Genomic DNA, 16510 nt, shown 5'->3' on the forward strand with positions numbered 1-16510 from the left:
CTCAGGGGCCCCGCCGAGCACCCGTACGGCGGAGCTCGGGAACCACCGATCGCCGCCCGTACCGGCAGGGCTCAGGGCCCCGGCGGGCCCGTACCGGCGGAGCTCAGGGGCCCTCGTCGAGCACCCGCACCGGAAGGCCCCGCATCGCGCCGCGCAACTCCGCCGCCAGTTCCACGAATTCGGCGTGCCGGGCCGCGCCCGTCCGCATCGCGAGGGCGATCCGCCGGGCCGGGGCGGGTTCGGTGAACAGCCCGGTCCACAGGGCGCTGTTCCGGGCGGTCTCGACCGTGACGGCGGTGCGCGGCAGCAGCGTCACCCCGAGACCGCCGGCCACCAGCTGCACCAGGGTGGAGAGCCCCGCCGCGGTGGTGGTGACCTCGGCGCCGTCCGTGCGCCCGGCCTCGCGGCAGATGTCGAGCGCCTGGTCGCGCAGGCAGTGCCCCTCGTCGAGGAGCAGCAGCCGCAGCTCCCTGAGTTCCTCGCGCGGGATGTCGTCCCGGCCGGCCAGCGGATGCCCCTGCGGCGTGACCAGGACGAAGTCCTCGTCGAAGAGGGGGAGTTCGGTGACCCCTGGCACTCCGAGCGGCACGGCGAGCAGCAGCAGGTCGAGCCGCCCGGCGGCGAGCCCCTCCAGGAGGGAGGAGGTCTGCTCCTCGTGGACCTGGAGGTCGAGGTCCGGGTAGCGCCGGTGGACGAGCCGCAGCACCGTCGGCAGGAGGTACGGGGCGACCGTCGGGATCACCCCGAGCCGCAGCACCCCGGTGAACGGGGCCTGGGCCGCCTCCGCCTCCTCCATCAGCTCCGCCACCGTGTCGAGGACCGCCCGGGCGCGGACCGCGAGCCGCTCCCCCGCGGGCGAGAGCAGCACCTTCCTCGTCGTACGCTCGAGGAGCTGGACACCGAGTGCCTCTTCGAGTGCCGAAACCGCGCCCGAGAGCGCGGGCTGGCTCATGCCGATGGCGGCCGCCGCATCGCGGAAGTGCAGATGCTCCGCCACCGCCGCGAAGGCTCTGAGCTGGGACAGGCTGGGTTGTTTCACACGTCGCGCCGGGATCACTGATAACCACCTTCGATCAACACGACCCACTCTAGCTATTTCACTGATCAATGCACTCCGTGCCATGCTGTGAGCCGTCCAACCCCCACGGAAGACCCCAAAAGGGACCCTTCCTGTTTGCAAGGAGAGCGCGTGCTCACTGTCGGTGACAAGTTCCCCACCTACGACCTGACCGCCTGCGTGTCGCTGGAGAGCGGCAAGGAGTTCGAGCAGATCGACCACAAGGCCTACGAGGGCAAGTGGCGCGTGGTGTTCTTCTGGCCGAAGGACTTCACCTTCGTCTGCCCCACCGAGATCGCCGCCTTCGGCAAGCTGAACGACGAGTTCGCGGACCGCGACGCCCAGATCCTCGGCGTCTCCGGCGACTCCGAGTTCGTGCACCACGCCTGGCGCAAGGACCACGCCGACCTGCGTGACCTGCCCTTCCCGATGCTGGCCGACTCCAAGCACGAGCTCATGAGCGACTGCGGCGTGCGCGGCGCGGACGGCTTCGCCCAGCGTGCCGTCTTCATCGTGGACCCGAACAACGAGATCCAGTTCACCATGGTGACCGCCGGCTCCGTCGGCCGTAACCCCAAGGAGGTCCTGCGGGTCCTCGACGCCCTGCAGACCGACGAGCTGTGCCCCTGCAACTGGAACAAGGGCGAGGGCACCCTCGACGCCGCCGCGCTCCTGTCGGGCGAGTGATCTGACATGGCTCTCGACGAACTGAAGTCCGCCATACCGGACTTCGCCAAGGACCTGAAGCTGAACCTCGGTTCGGTCATCGGCAACAGCGAGCTGCCCCAGCAGCAGCTCTGGGGCACCGTCCTCGCCTGCGCGATCGCCTCGCGCTCGCCGAAGGTCCTCAAGGAGCTGGAGCCCGAGGCCCAGGCCAACCTGAAGCCCGAGGCGTACCAGGCGGCCAAGTCCGCCGCCGCGATCATGGCGATGAACAACGTCTTCTACCGGACCCGGCACCTGCTGTCGGACCCCGAGTACGGGACGATGCGCGCCGGTCTGCGGATGAACGTCATCGGCAACCCGGGCGTCGAGAAGGTCGACTTCGAGCTGTGGTCGCTGGCGGTGTCCGCGATCAACGGCTGCGGCCAGTGCCTCGACTCGCACGAGCAGGTCCTGCGCCAGGCCGGTGTCGACCGCGCCACGATCCAGGAGGCCGTCAAGATCGCCGCGGTGATCCAGGCGGTCGGCGCCACCCTCGACGCGGAAGCGGTCCTCGCCTCCGCCGAGTAGGGCGCCACAGCACGAGAAGGGCCCCGGGGCTTCGCGCCCCGGGGCCCTTTCGTCACGTCCGGCGGGTCACACCCGGGGCGGTCACTCCGTGGGCGCGGTCATTCCCCGGGCGCGGTCACTTCTTGAGCGCGGCCATGAGGGCGAGCGCGTCCTGGGACATCGGGACGTCGATCCCGGAGAGGTCCGGCTGCTCGACGGCGTCGTCGATCGGGTTGCCCGACTCGTCGTAGGGAACCTGCCAGTACAGCGTGAGCTGGATCTCGGCCTGGCCGTCCAGGATCCGGAGCGTCCCGCCCTGCCCGCTCGCGTCGTCGAACCAGGCCTGCTCGCCGATCCCGTCGATCCGCCGCAGGATGCCGTCCTGGCGGGCCCTGGCCTCGAACTCGTGAGCGGGGTCGATCACCTTGTGGAGCGTGTAGCTCACCTCGACGGTCTGGCTCGCCTCCTCCGGGCCGAAGCCGGCCGAGCAGGAGGCCTCGCTGATCGCCGGCTCGTCCATCACGGGGCCGTTCCCGTCCACGTTCCGCTTGCCCAGGATCCCGCCCAGCGCCTTGAGCTTCGCGAGCTCGCAGAGTTCCTCCTCCTTGAGCGCGGGCGCGTACCCGCCCAGGTCCGGCCCCGGCTCCTCGCCCCGCTGGACCGCGTAGAGCGCCCCGCCCCACACCGCCGACGCCACCACCGCGCCGCCGAGCGCCCACAGCCAGGGGCGGCGGGGCCCGGGCGGGCGCGGGGCCCGCTCCTCCGTCAGTACCTCGGTTCTCTCGTACGAGGTGTCCCCGTCGAGCTCCGGTTCCGATATCACGGGGTCTCCCCCTTGCCCGCGAGCGTGCCGGGGGCCGGGATCGGCGCGACCTCGTGGGCGGTCGCCCCGTGAGGTTCCGGCGCGCTGCGCAGGGCCTGCTCCATGCTGTACGCGCGGAGGTATCCGACCACCGTGTTGACGACGGCGACCAGGGGCACCGCGACCACGGCGCCGCCGATGCCGGCGGTCAGGCCGCCGGCCGCGACCGCGAGGACGACGGCCAGCGGGTGCACCCGCACCGCGCGTCCGAGGATGAAGGGCTGCAGCACATGGCCCTCGATCTGCTGCACGGCGAGGACGACGACCAGCACCATGAGCGCGGTGAACGGCCCGTTCGTGACGAGGGCGACCACCACCGCGAGGGCGCCGGAGACGACCGCGCCGACGAGCGGGATGAAGGCGAAGAGGAAGATGAAGACGGCGAGCGGTACGGCCATCGGCACGTCGAGGAACCAGAGTCCGAGGCCGATGAAGACCGCGTCGATGAGGGCGACGAGCACCGTGCCCCGTACGTAGGCGGTCAGGGTGCGCCAGGCCCGCGGGCCCGCGCCCGCGACGCCGGGCCGCGCCTGGGCGGGGACCAGCTTGAGCGTCCACTCCCAGACCTTCTTCCCGTCGTACAGCAGGAAGAGCGTCGAGAACATGGCGAGCAGGATGCCGGTCATCGTCTCGACGAAGACGGCGACGCCCTGCAGGCCGACGGAGGTGATCTGCTCGGCGTTGGCGCCGATGGTGTCGCTGAGGTTCTTCGCGATGTCGTTGATCTGGCGCTCGGTCACATGGAACGGGCTGTCCAGGGCCCAGCGCTTGAGCTCCTCGATGCCGTCCTTGACGCGGTCGGTCAGGTTGTCGATGTTGTCCATCACCTGCCAGACCACGAACCAGCCGACCAGGCCCATCACGACGAAGCCGGAGACGGCGGTGACGGCGGTGGCGAGCCCGCGCGGCAGGCCTTTGCGGCGCAGCATGGCCACGGTGGGCTGGAGCAGGGCGGTGATGAGGAGCGCGGCGACGAACGCGAGGACGACCAGCTGGACGGAGCTGATCACCTTCATCAGCACCCAGACGGTGCCGGCGAAGACGAGCAGGCGCCAACTCGCCTCGGCGGCCACCCGCATGCCCCACGGGATCGCGGCGGCCGGGTCGGGCCGCGCGGCGACGGCCGGTGCGTACGAGGGGGGCGGGGGGACGGAGCGGCCGGGCTCGCCGACCGGGCCGGCGGCCGGCTCCGGGAGGGGCGCGGCGGTGTCCGGATCCACGTCGGGGCGCGCGGGCACGGCGACGGCGTCCTCCCCGGCCGCGGCTCCGCTTCCGGCGCCGGTCCCGCTCGCGGCGGGGGCCGCGTCGGACGGGCGCCGCTCCTGCGGGTCCTCGAACGGCGGGTCGAGCGGTTCGCCCCGCTCCGCCTCGGCACGGCGCTCGTCGAGGCGCTCACCCATGCGGCTCAGGCTCTCGCCCAGCCGTCCCAGCCACCCTGGCACTCTCGACATCGCTTTCCTCATCCCCCGCTCGTTCTTTCCCACCGTTCCCCCACCGTTGCCCCCGGAGACCGGGAGCATTCGAAACTACACGCAAGAAGCCCCTCACCGTAGGACGGTGAGGGGCTCCCCGAAGTTGAGCACGCCGTTCTAGTACCAGCGGTGGGACTGCCAGAACGACCAGGCGCCGCACGGGCTGCCGTAGCGGTCGTTCATGTAGTTGAGGCCCCACTTGATCTGGGTGGCCGGGTTGGTCTGCCAGTCGGCGCCCGCGCTGGCCATCTTGTTGCCCGGGAGCGCCTGGACGAGACCGTAGGCGCCCGAACCCGGGTTGACGGCCTTGTAGTTCCAGGTGGACTCGTGGTCCACGATGTTGCTGAAGCACTGGAACTGCGAAGCCGGGATCATCTGGCGGGCGATCGCCTTGACCTCGGAGACCGAGTACGAGCCCTGCGCGCTGAAGGACGAGGCGTCGCGGACCGCGGAACGGCTCGCGCGCTCCTCCTCCGCCTCCTTGCGCTCCTTCTCGGCCTTCTCCTCGGCGGCGGCCTTGTCGGCCGCCTCCTTCTTCGCCTCGGCGTCCTTGGCGGCGCGGAGACGAGCCGTCTCCTCCGCGGACTTCTTGGCGACGGAGTCGGCAGCGGCGGCCTGGACGTCGGCCTGCTCCGAGAGGGACGAGACCTGTACCTGGGCCTGCTCGCCCACGGGAATGTCCGCGAGCAGCGTGGTGTCGGCCGCGGTGGCCTCGAAGTTGTCGTCCGAGGGCTGAGCGGCGTTACCCGACGCAACGCCCATGACGGCGCCGACGGTGGTGACCGCAGTGGCCGAAGCCACCGCGAATCCCCGGACCGAGATCCGGCTCACACGGTTTCCTTCCAGCACGCCCGCACAGGTGACCACGCGGGCGAAATCGTGCCCCTGGCGCTGGTCTCCGACGTACACGGTCACTGAAGACACGGGCCCGTGGTGCTGTGGGCGGCATACGGCGAACGGCTGTGGAGTTATCTGGTGTTTGTGCGCCTGAAGGTGCACGGGTGCCGTATGCGGGGCCTGACGGAAGCAAGACTTTGCCGGACGGCGACACCGCAAGGCAATTCTGCGTTGCGTGTGAAAGCTCACACCTGGTCGGGGGCAGGTGTTTTCGAAGATAAGGCGGACATGGGGGCGCCGCCCGGCTAAGCTCCTGCGCTCTGCCGGGCGGCGCCAACTTCCGTACGCCTACGTACGGGTACGAATCAGGTCAGATCTGACCGTCCTCCAGCATCTCCGTCACGAGCGCCGCGATCTGGGAGCGCTCGGAGCGGGTGAGGGTGACATGGGCGAAGAGCGGATGCCCCTTCAGTTTCTCGACCACGGCGACGACTCCGTCGTACCGGCCGACCCTGAGGTTGTCCCGCTGGGCGACGTCATGGGTCAGAACGACCCTCGAATTCGCCCCGATTCGGGACAGAACGGTCAACAGGACGTTCCGCTCCAGGGACTGGGCCTCGTCCACGATGACGAACGCGTCGTGGAGCGAACGGCCCCGGATGTGGGTGAGCGGCAGGACCTCCAGCATCCCGCGGCCGAGGACCTCCTCCACCACCTCACGGCTCGCGACCGAGGACAGCGTGTCGAAGACGGCCTGAGCCCACGGGCTCATCTTCTCCGCCTCGCTGCCCGGCAGGTAGCCGAGCTCCTGGCCGCCGACCGCGTACAGCGGACGGAAGACCATCACCTTCTGGTGCTGACGGCGCTCCAGGACCGCCTCCAGGCCCGCGCAGAGCGCGAGCGCGGACTTGCCGGTGCCGGCCCGGCCGCCCATGGAGATGATGCCGACGTCCGGGTCGAGGAGCAGGTCCAGCGCGATCCGCTGCTCGGCGCTGCGGCCGCGGAGCCCGAAGGCCTCCCGGTCGCCGCGGACCAGCCGCACGTTCCCCTCGGCGGTGACCCGGCCGAGCGCCTTGCCCCGCTCGGACTGGAGCACCAGGCCCGTGTGGACCGGGAGCTCGGCGGCCTCCGGCACGTACAGCGACTCCTGGTCGTAGAGCAGGTCGACCTGCTCTCCGGAGAGCGCCAGATCGGACATCCCGGTCCAGCCGTTGGCGTCCGTGATGGCCAGTTCGGCCCGGTACTCCTCGGCGAGGAGTCCGACCGACGAGGCCTTGATGCGCAGCGGCAGGTCCTTGGAGACGACCGTGACGTCGTACCCCTCCGCCTGGAGGTTGCGCGCGACCGCGAGGATCCGTGAGTCGTTGTCCCCCAACCTGTAGCCGGCGGGCAGGATGCCGGGGTCGGAATGGTTGAGTTCGACACGCAGGGTGCCGCCCAGGTCCCCCACGGGGAGCGGGGCGTCCAGGCGTCCGTACCGGACCCGGAAGTCGTCCAGGAGGCGCAGGGCCTGCCGGGCGAAGTAGCCGAGCTCGGGATGGTGCCGCTTGGCCTCAAGCTCCGTCACCACGACGATCGGGAGCACGACCTCGTGCTCCTCGAACCGGGAGACGGCGTTGGGGTCGGCCAGCAGGACGCTGGTGTCGAGAACATAGGTGCGCCGGTCGGAAAGGCGGCGCTTCGTGCTGGTCACCACGGATGGACAGACCCCCTCGGAAGACCCCTGTGAGGTCGGGGTGCGACGGAACCGGTGTCGCTGCGGATTGGGACCGGGTTCGGGCCACCGTGCACGGGCCGAACCACGGCCCTCCGCTTCTCCCGTACGTGTCCCGCACGGTCGTCCTGGTGCAAGGGGCCTCCCGGGTGGCGGTCTCCGTGCCGCTCACTTCACCAGGGATATGCCCTCTAACAGGCTCTGCCATGCCATGGCATATGACGACGTGTTCGTGAACACGAGGTGATCGGTTCCGATCGCTTCCGATCGGTCCCCGGGGTGCTCCGGGGACCGTCCGCATCCGGGGATCAGGTTCCGTAGCGCCGGTGCCGGGCGGCGTAGTCGCGCAGCGCCCGCAGGAAGTCGACCTTGCGGAAGGCCGGCCAGTGCACTTCACAGAAGTAGTACTCGGAATGGGCGCTCTGCCACAGCATGAATCCGGACAGCCGCTGCTCGCCGCTGGTGCGGATCACCAGGTCCGGGTCGGGCTGACCGCGCGTGTAGAGGTGCTCCGAGATGTGCTCGACGTCGACGATCTCGGCGAGCTCCTCGAAGCTCGTGCCGCGCTCGGCGTGCTCCAGGAGCAGCGAGCGGACCGCGTCCGCGATCTCCTGCCGGCCGCCGTAGCCCACGGCCACGTTCACGAGTATCCCCGTGTTGTCGTGGGTGGACTGCTCGGCCTCCTTGAGCACCGACTGCGTACGGGCGGGCAGCAGGTCCATGGTGCCGACGTGGTGGACGCGCCAGCGGCCGTCGGCGGCCAGCGCCCGCACGGCGTTCTCGATGATGCCGAGCAGCGGGACGAGCTGCTCCTCGGGCCGGTTCAGGTTGTCCGTGGAGAGCATCCAGAGCGTGACGACCTCGACGTCGGTCTCGGCACACCAGCCGAGCAGCTCCTGGATCTTGTCCGCGCCCGCCTTGTGGCCCTGCTCGGGCGTCCCGCCGGAGGCCTTGGCCCAGCGGCGGTTCCCGTCGAGGATGACCCCGATGTGCTTGGGCACCTGGTCATGGTCGAGGCGGCCTTCCACCCGGCGTGCGTAGAGCCCGTACACCAGGTCGCGCAGGTTCACTGTTCTTTACCTCTCCATGCAGCGGCAGGCCCGCCGTGCCGCGGCGGTCCGCAAGCCGCCACACTACTGCGGACGGGCGACAGGCTCCCAGCCCGGGACTGTCACAAGTCCGTGATAAGCAGAGATACGTGACTGATTCCCCCCTGTACCGCGCCTCCGCGGACCGCTATGACTCCATGGAGTACCGCCGCTCGGGCCGCAGCGGCCTCAAGCTTCCCGCGATCTCCCTCGGCCTCTGGCACAACTTCGGCGACGACCGCGCGCTCGACACCCAGCGGGCGATCCTGCGCCGCGCCTTCGACCTCGGCGTCACCCACTTCGACCTGGCGAACAACTACGGGCCGCCGCCCGGCTCCGCCGAGCTCAACTTCGGCAAGCTCTTCGCCCAGGACTTCGCGCCCTACCGCGACGAGCTGATCATCTCCACCAAGGCTGGGTACGAGATGCACCCCGGCCCGTACGGCGAGTGGGGCTCCCGCAAGTACCTGCTGTCCTCGCTCGACGCCTCCCTGAACCGGATGGGCCTCGACCACGTCGACATCTTCTACTCGCACCGCTTCGACCCGCACACCCCGCTCGAGGAGACGATGGGGGCCCTGGCCTCCGCCGTCCAGCAGGGCAAGGCGCTGTACGTGGGTGTCTCCTCGTACAACAGCGAGCAGACCGCCGAGGCCGCGCGGATCCTGCGCGAGATGGGTGTCCCGGCCCTCATCCACCAGCCCTCGTACTCGATGATCAACCGCTGGACCGAGGAGGACGGCCTCCTCGACACGCTGGAGGCGGCCGGCATGGGCTGCATCTCCTTCGTGCCGCTGGCGCAGGGGCTGCTCACCAACAAGTACCTGAAGGGAATCCCGGAGGGCTCGCGGGCCACCCAGGGCAAGTCCCTCGACCCGAACCTGCTCTCCGACGAGGTGCTGCGGCGCCTGCGCGGTCTCGCGGACATCGCGGGCCGCCGCGGGCAGTCGCTGGCGCAGCTGGCGCTGTCGTGGGTGCTGCGCGACGAGCGGATGACCTCGGCGCTGATCGGCGCGTCCAGCGTCGCCCAGCTGGAGGAGAACGTGGCGGCTCTCGCGGCCGCGCCGCTGACCGCCGACGAGCTGGTGGAGATCGACTCGTTCGCCGTGGACACCCAGGGCACGAACATCTGGGCCGGCCGGGGCTGACGCGCCCGGAGTGACCGGGGGCAGGCCCTGAGGGGATCCGGGGCAGGCCCTAGCGGGGATCCGGGAAAGAAAAACGGGCCGGTCCGTGGGGGGGATACGGACCGGCCCGAGGGGGGGTTTCCACCATAACCCTTCGATAGTCGTGTTGCGCGCCAGGTACGCCGAACGAACCTCGACGAATTCCCCGGATCCCAGGCGGGACAAGGGGTACAGGCCGCTGTGGCGGGTTTGCGCCCCGGCGCGGCGGCGGAGTTCCGTCCCTCCGAAGAGGGACCTCCCGGACCGGGCGCCACGTTGACGCGGCAGCCGCGCGGGACCGCCTTCCGGCAGGTCAGCACCCGGACGCACGGGGAGGCGGGCCGCCGCCGTCACGGCGGGCGACAGGCCGGTGACCGGCGGGCACCACGCTCACGGAAGGGCGGTGAACGCCCCGAGGAGGAGCCCGAGCAGCCCGCCCGCGAGCATGAACGGGCCGAAGGGGATCGCCGAGGAGCGGTCGGCGCGGCGCAGGAGGACGAGCCCGACGCCGTACACCGCGCCGAGCAGGAACCCCGCGAAGGCCCCGGCGAAGAGCACGCCCCAGCCGTACCAGCCGAGGGCCGCGCCGAGCGGCAGCGCCAGCTTGACGTCGCCCAGACCGAGCTGGCCCGGGTTGATCAGGTGGAGCACCAGATAGGCGCCGCCCAGCGCGAGCGCGCCGAGCAGCGCGTGCAGCCAGGAGCCCGCGTCGTACGGCAGGAGCTCGGCGACACCGAGGAGCAGCGGCACCGCGGCGGCCAGCGGCAGGGTGAGGGCGTCCGGAAGCCGGTGCACGCGCGCGTCGACGGTGGCGAGGAGCACGGCGAAGGGGACGCCGAGCAGCCAGACCGCGAGCTCGGGCCGGGGCCCGCCGGTGGCGGCGGCGAGCACGGCGCAGACGAGGGCGGTGAGCAGCGGTGCCGTGCGCGGGCTCCCGGTCGTGGCGCACTCCTGCCGCCCCGGCCCGCCGAGCCAGCCGCGCGCGGGTCCCGCGAGCGCGTGCCCGACGGGGCAGCGGTCCCGCCACGGCTCCTCGAAGGCCACGGAGAGCCGGTACGCGGCACGCGGCACGAGCAGCCCGACGGCGGCGCCCCAGAGGGCGGCGAGGGTGATCGTGGTGACGTACACGGAGCCGACCCTAGGCGTGGCGGGCCGCTACGGTCTGGCGCATGGGGAAATGGGCGGACGTGACGGGGACGCTGGCGACCGACGCGGTCCGGGAGGTGCCGCTGGAGGTGGCGGCCTCGTACCGCGCGCGGCGGCGGGGGCTGCTCGGGCGGGACGGGATCGCCGGGGCGATGCTCATCGTCCGCACGAACAGCGTGCACACCTTCGGGATGCGGTTCGCGATCGACGTGGCCTATCTGGACCGCTCGTTCACGGTCCGCTCCGTCGTCACGATGCGGCCGGGACGGCTGGGCATGATCCGGCCGCGCGGCCGGCACGTCCTGGAGGCGGAGGCGGGCGCGATGGCCGGCTGGGGCCTGCGGCCGGGGGTACGCGTGCGCGTGGACGTCACGGCGGACCCGAACCGAGCAGGGTGAACGCCCCGTACACGGCGGAGGCCAGGGCCAGCCCGGCGAGGACCGGCACGGCGGTCCTGACGCGCAGCCGCGCGAGGGCCACGGCGGGCGGGAGCAGCAGCCCGAACGCGGGCATCATCAGCCGCGGCCGGGAGCCGAAGTACGCGGCGCCGACGAGCGAGACGAACACGACGCCGACCGTGTAGACGAGCAGCGGCAGCGGCTGCCGCTGCCGTACGCAGAGCACGACCAGCCAGCCGAGCAGCGCGAGCGCCGCGCAGAGCCCGAGGGCGGCGGGCCACGGCAGACCGGCGATGAACCGGGCGAGGGCGACACCGCCGTCGATGGAGTTGCCCCAGGCGGCCTGGACCTCGAAGTAGGCGGTCGCGCTGCCCTGGCGGACACCGACGTAGGCGATGTACGCGAGCCAGCCGAGCGGCGCGATCAGGACCCCGGCGACGGTCCGCGGGGGCAGCCGCCGGTCCCGTACGAGCGCGACGAGTGCGGTGATCCCCAGCGCGGCGATCAGGGCGACGGCCGTCGGCCGGGCGAGCCCCGCCGCCGCGCACAGGGCGCCGGCCAGGATCCAGCGCCCGCGCAGGACCGCGTACAGGGACCAGGCGGCGAAGGCGGTGAACAGCGTCTCCGTGTAGGCCATCGACTGGACGAACGCGGTCGGGTACACGCCCCAGAGGACGGCGAGCAGAAGGCCCGCGCGGGTCCCGAAGGCGTGCGCGCCGCACCGGTACATGCCCCACGCGGCGGCGAGTCCCGCGGTCCAGGAGACCAGCAGCCCGGCGGTGGCCGCGTCCAGCGGGAGGACGGTGGAGAGGCCCCGCTCCAGGGCCGGGAGGAGCGGGAAGAAGGCCAGGTCGGGGTGGACGTCACCGTTGGGCAGGGTGGCCTGGTGGCCGTAGCCGTTCTCGGCGATCCGCACGTACCAGACGGAGTCCCAGCGGCCCTTGAGCCGGTGCAGCCCGTCCTCGCCGGTGACGGCGGAGGCGATCGCGAGGACCGCGAGGCCGATGAGCCGGGTCACGGCGTACCCGCCGACGGCGAGAACGGCGGGGTCGAGGGTACGGAGGGGGCGGAGGGCACGGGTGCGACGGCTGAGTGCGGACGGGGACGGCGGGGACATGCGCCCGATTATCCCGACGGCGCGCCCGGCACCTCCGGGTGGCCCTGCGGGGCGGGGCACGGCGGGGCCGGTGCGGCCGGTGCGGCGCGGCTCAGCCCCGTGGCCTTATGCGGACGTACCTCGCGGCCATCACGGGACCGAGCTGGTGGACGATGGCGTGCCCCGGCTCGTGCGGGGAGGGCAGGTCACCGAGGAAGGAGGTGACGATCACCTCGTCGACGCCGAGGACACCGCGACAGCTCTGCTCCTCCAGGAAGGCGAGCGTGCGGCGCCAGTCGGCCGCGCACGGGGACTCGCCGAGGAACGAGCGGACGGTGTCCTGGACGACGTCCCAGAAGAACACGTGGGGCTGCACACCGCCCTGGTGGAAGACATGGTTCTCGTACACAGCCCGGAACTCGGGGATCCGGGTGACGAGATCGCTGACCAACTGCGCACTCTGCGCGCTCTGTTCCCGCTGCGCGCTCTGCAGACCCGGGGCCGCGCCCGGAGTCTCGCCCGTCGTCGTCATCTGTCCAGAATGCTCCTGCCCGACAGGCTTGTCCCGCCACCTTTGCGCTTTCCTGACGACGGCTTTCGGCAGGTTTTCCACAGGGGGTGCGATGTGTCCCTCTTCCGTGGATCGTTGGGCGTATGTACGAGTTGGCGATCCTCGCCAGGGGCGGGATCCTCCTGACGGTCCGGGCGGTCGCGGCGGGCTGGCCGCCGGGCCGCCTGGCACGCCGCCTGCGCCGGGAAGGCTGGCAGCGGATCTGCCGGGGCGCGTGGGCGGTCCCGGGGAAGGAGGTGGACTGGCGGGTGCGGGCGACGGCGCTCCAGCTCCTGCGTCCGGAGTGGGTGTGCAGCCACGGGACGGCGGCCCGGCTGCACCGCATCGAGCGGCTGGAGGCGCCGGGAGGGGCGGACCGCCTGGAGTTCACCGCCCCGGCACCGCCCCGCTCGACGGCCGGCGAGGGGACCCGGGTGCGCGTCCACGGCACGAGGTTCCTGACGGCCGGCGACGGGTCGATACGGCGGGGCCTGCGGACCACGACCCCGGCGCGGACGGTCAGCGACCTGATACGGGCGGCCGGCAGCCGGGAGGAGGCCGTGGTGGTCGCCGACTCGGCTCTCGCACGGCGGGCGGTCGAGGGGGTGCGGCGCGCGGCACTCGTCCGCCGCGAGGACCTCGCCGCCGAACTCGCGGCGCCCCGCCGGGGCGCGCCCCGCGCCCGGTCCTGGCTGCGGCTCGCCGAGCCGGCGTCGGGCTCGCCTGCGGAGACGGTGGCGCGCCTGCGGATGGGGGACGCCGGCCTGTTCCCGGAGTGCCAGCCGGTCCTGCGGACGGCGGTGGGGCCGCCGCTGCGCCCGGACTTCCTGTTCCGCGCGCAGGGCCTGGCGGTGGAGGTCGAGGGCTACGCCTTCCACGGCACCCGCCGGGCCCACGAGCGGGACGTGGCCCGTTTCAACGCGCTGCAGTCCTGCCCGGAGATCAGGCGGGTGCTGCGGTTCACGGCGGGCGAGGTCTTCCGGCATCCGGACCGGATGACGGCCACGATCAGGGCGGCGCTCGCCCTCTGACGAGGAGGGGCAACGAGGCGCACGGTAAAGTCCGTTGGCTGCGACGCGATCACCACGGCAGCATGTCGGCACGCCCCGGCGATCTCCACCAACACCAGAGAGAATCAGGGAGTTTCGGTGTCCACGGCCCCCATGCCTCCGAGCAACCACCCGCATCAGAACGCCGGTTCGCCCGGCGGGCCGTTCCCGCCCCCTCCCCCGCGGCCGCCCCGGCGGCAGGGCTGGTTCGGCAGGCAGAGCGAAGCCGTCCGGATCACCGTCATCGGTGCGGTCATCGCCGGCGTCTTCTCCCTGGCCGGCGCCGTGCTGACCTCCGCCCTGACGGACAAGGGCGAGGGCCCGTCGGACGCGAAGGCGCCGACGGAGTCGATCACGACGCCTCCGTCGAGCTCCGGGCAGCAGCCGTCGGAGGAGTCGTCTCCGCCGTCGACAGCGGCGGCGCCTTCGACAGCGTCGGACCAGGAGAGCGGTGGTCCGTCCCCGGACGACTCCTCGACGGCGCCGCCGCCGGCCCCGGCAGCCGCGTCGTACACGGTCTTCTACCCGAAGCAGGCCATGTCCCTCGGCCTGCCGCCCGGTTCCGACCTCGGCACCATCGACTTCGACGCGCCGGCCACGCGCCGGTACACGGACGAGGAGTGGGACAGGGCGAAGGAGGAGGCCGAGCAGAGCGATGTCCCCGTCGAGGCCGATCTGACCTACCAGAACACCCTGGAGGGCTACCTGTCCCTGCGCAACGGCCGCAACGCGGCCCAGCTCCAGCCGACGGACGCCTCAGAGGAGGCCGCGGACTGCGCGCGGGCCGCGAGGGTCGGCGGCTTCACCGAGTCCAGCATGTCGAAGTGGGACCTCCCCGCCAAGACGGTCCTCTGCGTCCTGACCGACAAGGGGAACATCGCCCGCGTCGTGATCACCGGCTTCATCGGCGGCAACCCCAACTCCTCGATCGCCCCTCCGACGCAGATAGCCCTGGAGGTCACCCTCTGGAAGCCCGGCACCTGAGCCTTCGGAGGGCTCAGAAGACGTCGGGCGTACGGTTCAGGATCCGGCCCGGCAGGGAGTACCAGCGGCCGCCCTGGGCCAGGTGCCGGGTGTAGACGCCCTGGAGGAGCAGGGCCAGGGCCAGGTCCACGGCGTCGGCCCGGCCCTCGGTCCTGACGTCCAGGGTCACCGGCCTGCTCCAGTCGTCGCGGGTGACCCGGACGACGACGCCCTGCCGGAGCAGCTCGGTGACCCGCTTGTCCTGGCCCCGCCGACAGCGGTAAGCCCGGCCGGCGAGGCCGATGCGCAGGGCGCGGCCGTCCCTGGAGAGCCCGCTGCGGCGGCGGCTCAGGGTGCCGGTGTGCTCGCCGACCCGGAGCCTGGCGCGGGCGGGCAGCGGCGCCCTGCCGAACCTGATGCCGCTGAAGACCCCCTGCGGCAGGTGCTCACCGGCGACCGAGACCTGCGCGAAGTCGTCACCGCGCCCGACGGCGTTGCCGTACCGCAGCTCTACGGCCCCGAGCCCGGGGATCACGCCGCCCCAGGAGGGCGCGGGGGCGAGCCACCGGGAACGGGAGGCGGCCTCGGGGTCGGTGTGGCGCAGGGTGAATCCGGCAGTGCTCATGACACGCCAGTATGCCCGCGGGGCCCGTCCCGGGGCGGCGTCGGCGTGGGCGTGGGTGTCAGGGTGTGACGGGGGGTGGTGTGGTGCGGGGGAAGGAGATCTCGACCCGACGGTTCTTCTTGCGGCCCTCCTCGGAGCCGTTGTCGGCGATCGGGTAGTCCTCGCTGTAGCCCCGGATGTCGAAGGTCGTGCCCGGGTCGAGCCCCCGCGCGAGGACCTGCTGCACGGCGACGGCCCGCTCCTTCGACAGCTTGAGCCCGTGCTCGTACGTCCCGAGGTTGTCGGTGAAACCGAAGACCCGGACGCGACCGGAGCCGAGCTTGTTGATCTCGGCGGCGATGACGGCGATACGGGCGTTGGCGGCGGGCCCGAGCTTGGCACTGTTCTTGGGGAACAGGACCTCGGCCTGCAGCGCGAACGTCACGTCCACGTTGGTGTCCTGACGGCGCTGCTCACCACCCTCGTCCTCGACGATCTGCTTGATGTCGAGCACCTTGGCGGCGGCGAGGGTGGCACCGTCGGGAAGCATGAGCCCCGGCGAGTTCGGATCGATGGCCGGCGGCGGTGAGGCACTGGCGGCGGACCCGGGGGGATCGTCGGCGTACGCGACGGGCACGAGAAGGGGCCCCAGGGCGACGGAGGCGACCAGGAGCACGGCGAGGCGGGATGTCGTCGTCATGGCGTCGCCTCAGGAGAGTTTGAGGGTGGCGGGTTCGAAGGTGGGGAGTTGGAACGAGACCTCTGCGGTGGAGGCGGGGGGTGCGGGGAACTGCATGAAGACCTCGACGGCTTCGTCGGCCGAGAGGATCCCCAGCCCGGTGGTGGTGAGCGGGCGGCCGTCCGTGTCGCGCAGGACGTAGTAGCGCTTCTTCCCTATGCCGTCCACCAGAGTGGCTCCGCCGAGGGACGTGCCATGCTTCAGCACCTCCGTCTCGTCGCCCCTGACGGTGTCAGGAACGGCGCGCCCCTTTTCCGAGGTGTTTTTCAGGTTCCCCTTGATGGTCAGGAACCCCCCGGCATCACGCACTGCGGAATTGACAGTGAGCTCGAAGCCGTCCTGACCCTTGAGGACAGCCAGCGTCTCCGCCGGCTCCTCGGCCGTTGGCGATCCCTGTGTGGCCGAGCTCTTCTGCGGGGCCGCAGAGGTCTGTGACGGGGGCTTGTCCGCCCCCGCCTTCTCATCAGCGCCGCAGCCGACCACGAACATTGCTGTAACGGCTACGACAGCAATCGCCCTGTGGGGCTTCCTTCCGTACCGCGCGTTCATCTACCGCC

Annotated in this window: 18 protein-coding genes; 6 read left to right on the plus strand and 12 right to left on the minus strand. The window is 71.7% G+C overall.

Annotated elements, in window-relative coordinates; translation table 11 throughout:
• Positions 1 to 103: 103 nt before the first annotated feature.
• A complete protein-coding gene (locus AMK27_RS19755) occupies positions 104 to 1057 on the minus strand; it encodes a LysR substrate-binding domain-containing protein (protein WP_073909774.1) in 954 nt (317 codons plus the stop codon).
• Positions 1058 to 1189: 132 nt separating this feature from the next.
• Between AMK27_RS19755 and AMK27_RS19760 the strand changes: the two genes are divergently transcribed.
• Complete coding sequence (locus AMK27_RS19760) at positions 1190 to 1744, plus strand: peroxiredoxin (RefSeq protein WP_073909778.1); 555 nt, start codon at positions 1190 to 1192, stop codon at positions 1742 to 1744.
• Positions 1745 to 1750: 6 nt separating this feature from the next.
• Complete coding sequence (locus AMK27_RS19765) at positions 1751 to 2290, plus strand: alkyl hydroperoxide reductase (protein WP_073909780.1); 540 nt, start codon at positions 1751 to 1753, stop codon at positions 2288 to 2290.
• A 115-nt stretch (positions 2291 to 2405) separates the two neighbouring features.
• Here the strand turns inward: AMK27_RS19765 and AMK27_RS19770 are convergent, their stop codons facing one another.
• From AMK27_RS19770 to AMK27_RS19790, 5 genes are all read right to left on the minus strand, one after another.
• Positions 2406 to 3092: a hypothetical protein gene (locus AMK27_RS19770; RefSeq protein ID WP_073909783.1), complete on the minus strand. Its 687-nt coding sequence runs from the start codon at positions 3090 to 3092 to the stop codon at positions 2406 to 2408.
• Entirely contained in the window at positions 3089 to 4582 is a 1494-nt protein-coding gene (locus AMK27_RS19775; protein ID WP_073909786.1) for an AI-2E family transporter, read from the minus strand. Before AMK27_RS19775 ends, AMK27_RS19770 begins: the two co-directional genes overlap by 4 nt.
• 138 nt (positions 4583 to 4720) lie before the next feature.
• Positions 4721 to 5434, minus strand: a complete 714-nt coding sequence (locus AMK27_RS19780) for a transglycosylase SLT domain-containing protein (protein ID WP_073909789.1) — start codon at positions 5432 to 5434, stop codon at positions 4721 to 4723.
• A 376-nt stretch (positions 5435 to 5810) separates the two neighbouring features.
• The gene (locus tag AMK27_RS19785; protein ID WP_073909792.1) at positions 5811 to 7136 is read right to left on the minus strand and encodes a PhoH family protein; all 1326 of its coding nucleotides are present in this window, start codon (positions 7134 to 7136) and stop codon (positions 5811 to 5813) included.
• 326 nt (positions 7137 to 7462) lie between these two features.
• Positions 7463 to 8224: an isoprenyl transferase gene (locus tag AMK27_RS19790; RefSeq protein ID WP_073909796.1), complete on the minus strand. Its 762-nt coding sequence runs from the start codon at positions 8222 to 8224 to the stop codon at positions 7463 to 7465.
• A 128-nt stretch (positions 8225 to 8352) separates the two neighbouring features.
• Here AMK27_RS19790 and mgrA point away from each other — a divergent pair, with 128 nt between their 5' ends.
• Complete coding sequence (gene mgrA, locus AMK27_RS19795) at positions 8353 to 9390, plus strand: L-glyceraldehyde 3-phosphate reductase (protein WP_073909800.1); 1038 nt, start codon at positions 8353 to 8355, stop codon at positions 9388 to 9390.
• A gap of 408 nt (positions 9391 to 9798) precedes the next feature.
• Here mgrA and AMK27_RS19800 read toward each other — a convergent pair whose 3' ends face one another.
• On the minus strand, positions 9799 to 10536 hold the full coding sequence (locus AMK27_RS19800) for a prepilin peptidase (RefSeq protein ID WP_073909803.1): 738 nt from the start codon (positions 10534 to 10536) through the stop codon (positions 9799 to 9801).
• Between the two features lie 41 nt (positions 10537 to 10577).
• Between AMK27_RS19800 and AMK27_RS19805 the strand changes: the two genes are divergently transcribed.
• Entirely contained in the window at positions 10578 to 10952 is a 375-nt protein-coding gene (locus AMK27_RS19805; RefSeq protein WP_073909806.1) for a DUF192 domain-containing protein, read from the plus strand.
• Here AMK27_RS19805 and AMK27_RS19810 read toward each other — a convergent pair.
• Together AMK27_RS19810 and AMK27_RS19815 are read right to left on the minus strand one after the other, a co-directional pair.
• On the minus strand, positions 10924 to 12069 hold the full coding sequence (locus AMK27_RS19810) for a glycosyltransferase family 39 protein (protein ID WP_073909809.1): 1146 nt from the start codon (positions 12067 to 12069) through the stop codon (positions 10924 to 10926). The genes AMK27_RS19805 and AMK27_RS19810 overlap by 29 nt on opposite strands.
• A gap of 91 nt (positions 12070 to 12160) precedes the next feature.
• On the minus strand, positions 12161 to 12580 hold the full coding sequence (locus AMK27_RS19815; RefSeq protein ID WP_073909812.1) for a hypothetical protein: 420 nt from the start codon (positions 12578 to 12580) through the stop codon (positions 12161 to 12163).
• A gap of 122 nt (positions 12581 to 12702) precedes the next feature.
• On the opposite strand from AMK27_RS19815, the gene AMK27_RS19820 reads away from it, so the two are divergent.
• The gene (locus AMK27_RS19820) at positions 12703 to 13629 is read left to right on the plus strand and encodes a hypothetical protein (protein WP_073909815.1); all 927 of its coding nucleotides are present in this window, start codon (positions 12703 to 12705) and stop codon (positions 13627 to 13629) included.
• A gap of 117 nt (positions 13630 to 13746) precedes the next feature.
• Entirely contained in the window at positions 13747 to 14631 is an 885-nt protein-coding gene (locus AMK27_RS19825; RefSeq protein WP_143204869.1) for a hypothetical protein, read from the plus strand.
• Between the two features lie 13 nt (positions 14632 to 14644).
• Here the strand turns inward: AMK27_RS19825 and AMK27_RS19830 are convergent, their stop codons facing one another.
• From AMK27_RS19830 to AMK27_RS19840, 3 genes are read right to left on the minus strand one after another with little or no spacing between them, the layout of a single operon-like run.
• Positions 14645 to 15235, minus strand: a complete 591-nt coding sequence (locus tag AMK27_RS19830; RefSeq protein WP_073909821.1) for a hypothetical protein — start codon at positions 15233 to 15235, stop codon at positions 14645 to 14647.
• 58 nt (positions 15236 to 15293) lie between these two features.
• Complete coding sequence (locus AMK27_RS19835) at positions 15294 to 15914, minus strand: OmpA family protein (protein ID WP_073909824.1); 621 nt, start codon at positions 15912 to 15914, stop codon at positions 15294 to 15296.
• Positions 15915 to 15923: 9 nt separating this feature from the next.
• Positions 15924 to 16502: a hypothetical protein gene (locus AMK27_RS19840; protein ID WP_073909827.1), complete on the minus strand. Its 579-nt coding sequence runs from the start codon at positions 16500 to 16502 to the stop codon at positions 15924 to 15926.
• Positions 16503 to 16510: the final 8 nt, after the last annotated feature.

This window comes from Streptomyces sp. CB02009 (assembly GCF_001905825.1).
Taxonomy (GTDB): domain Bacteria; phylum Actinomycetota; class Actinomycetes; order Streptomycetales; family Streptomycetaceae; genus Streptomyces.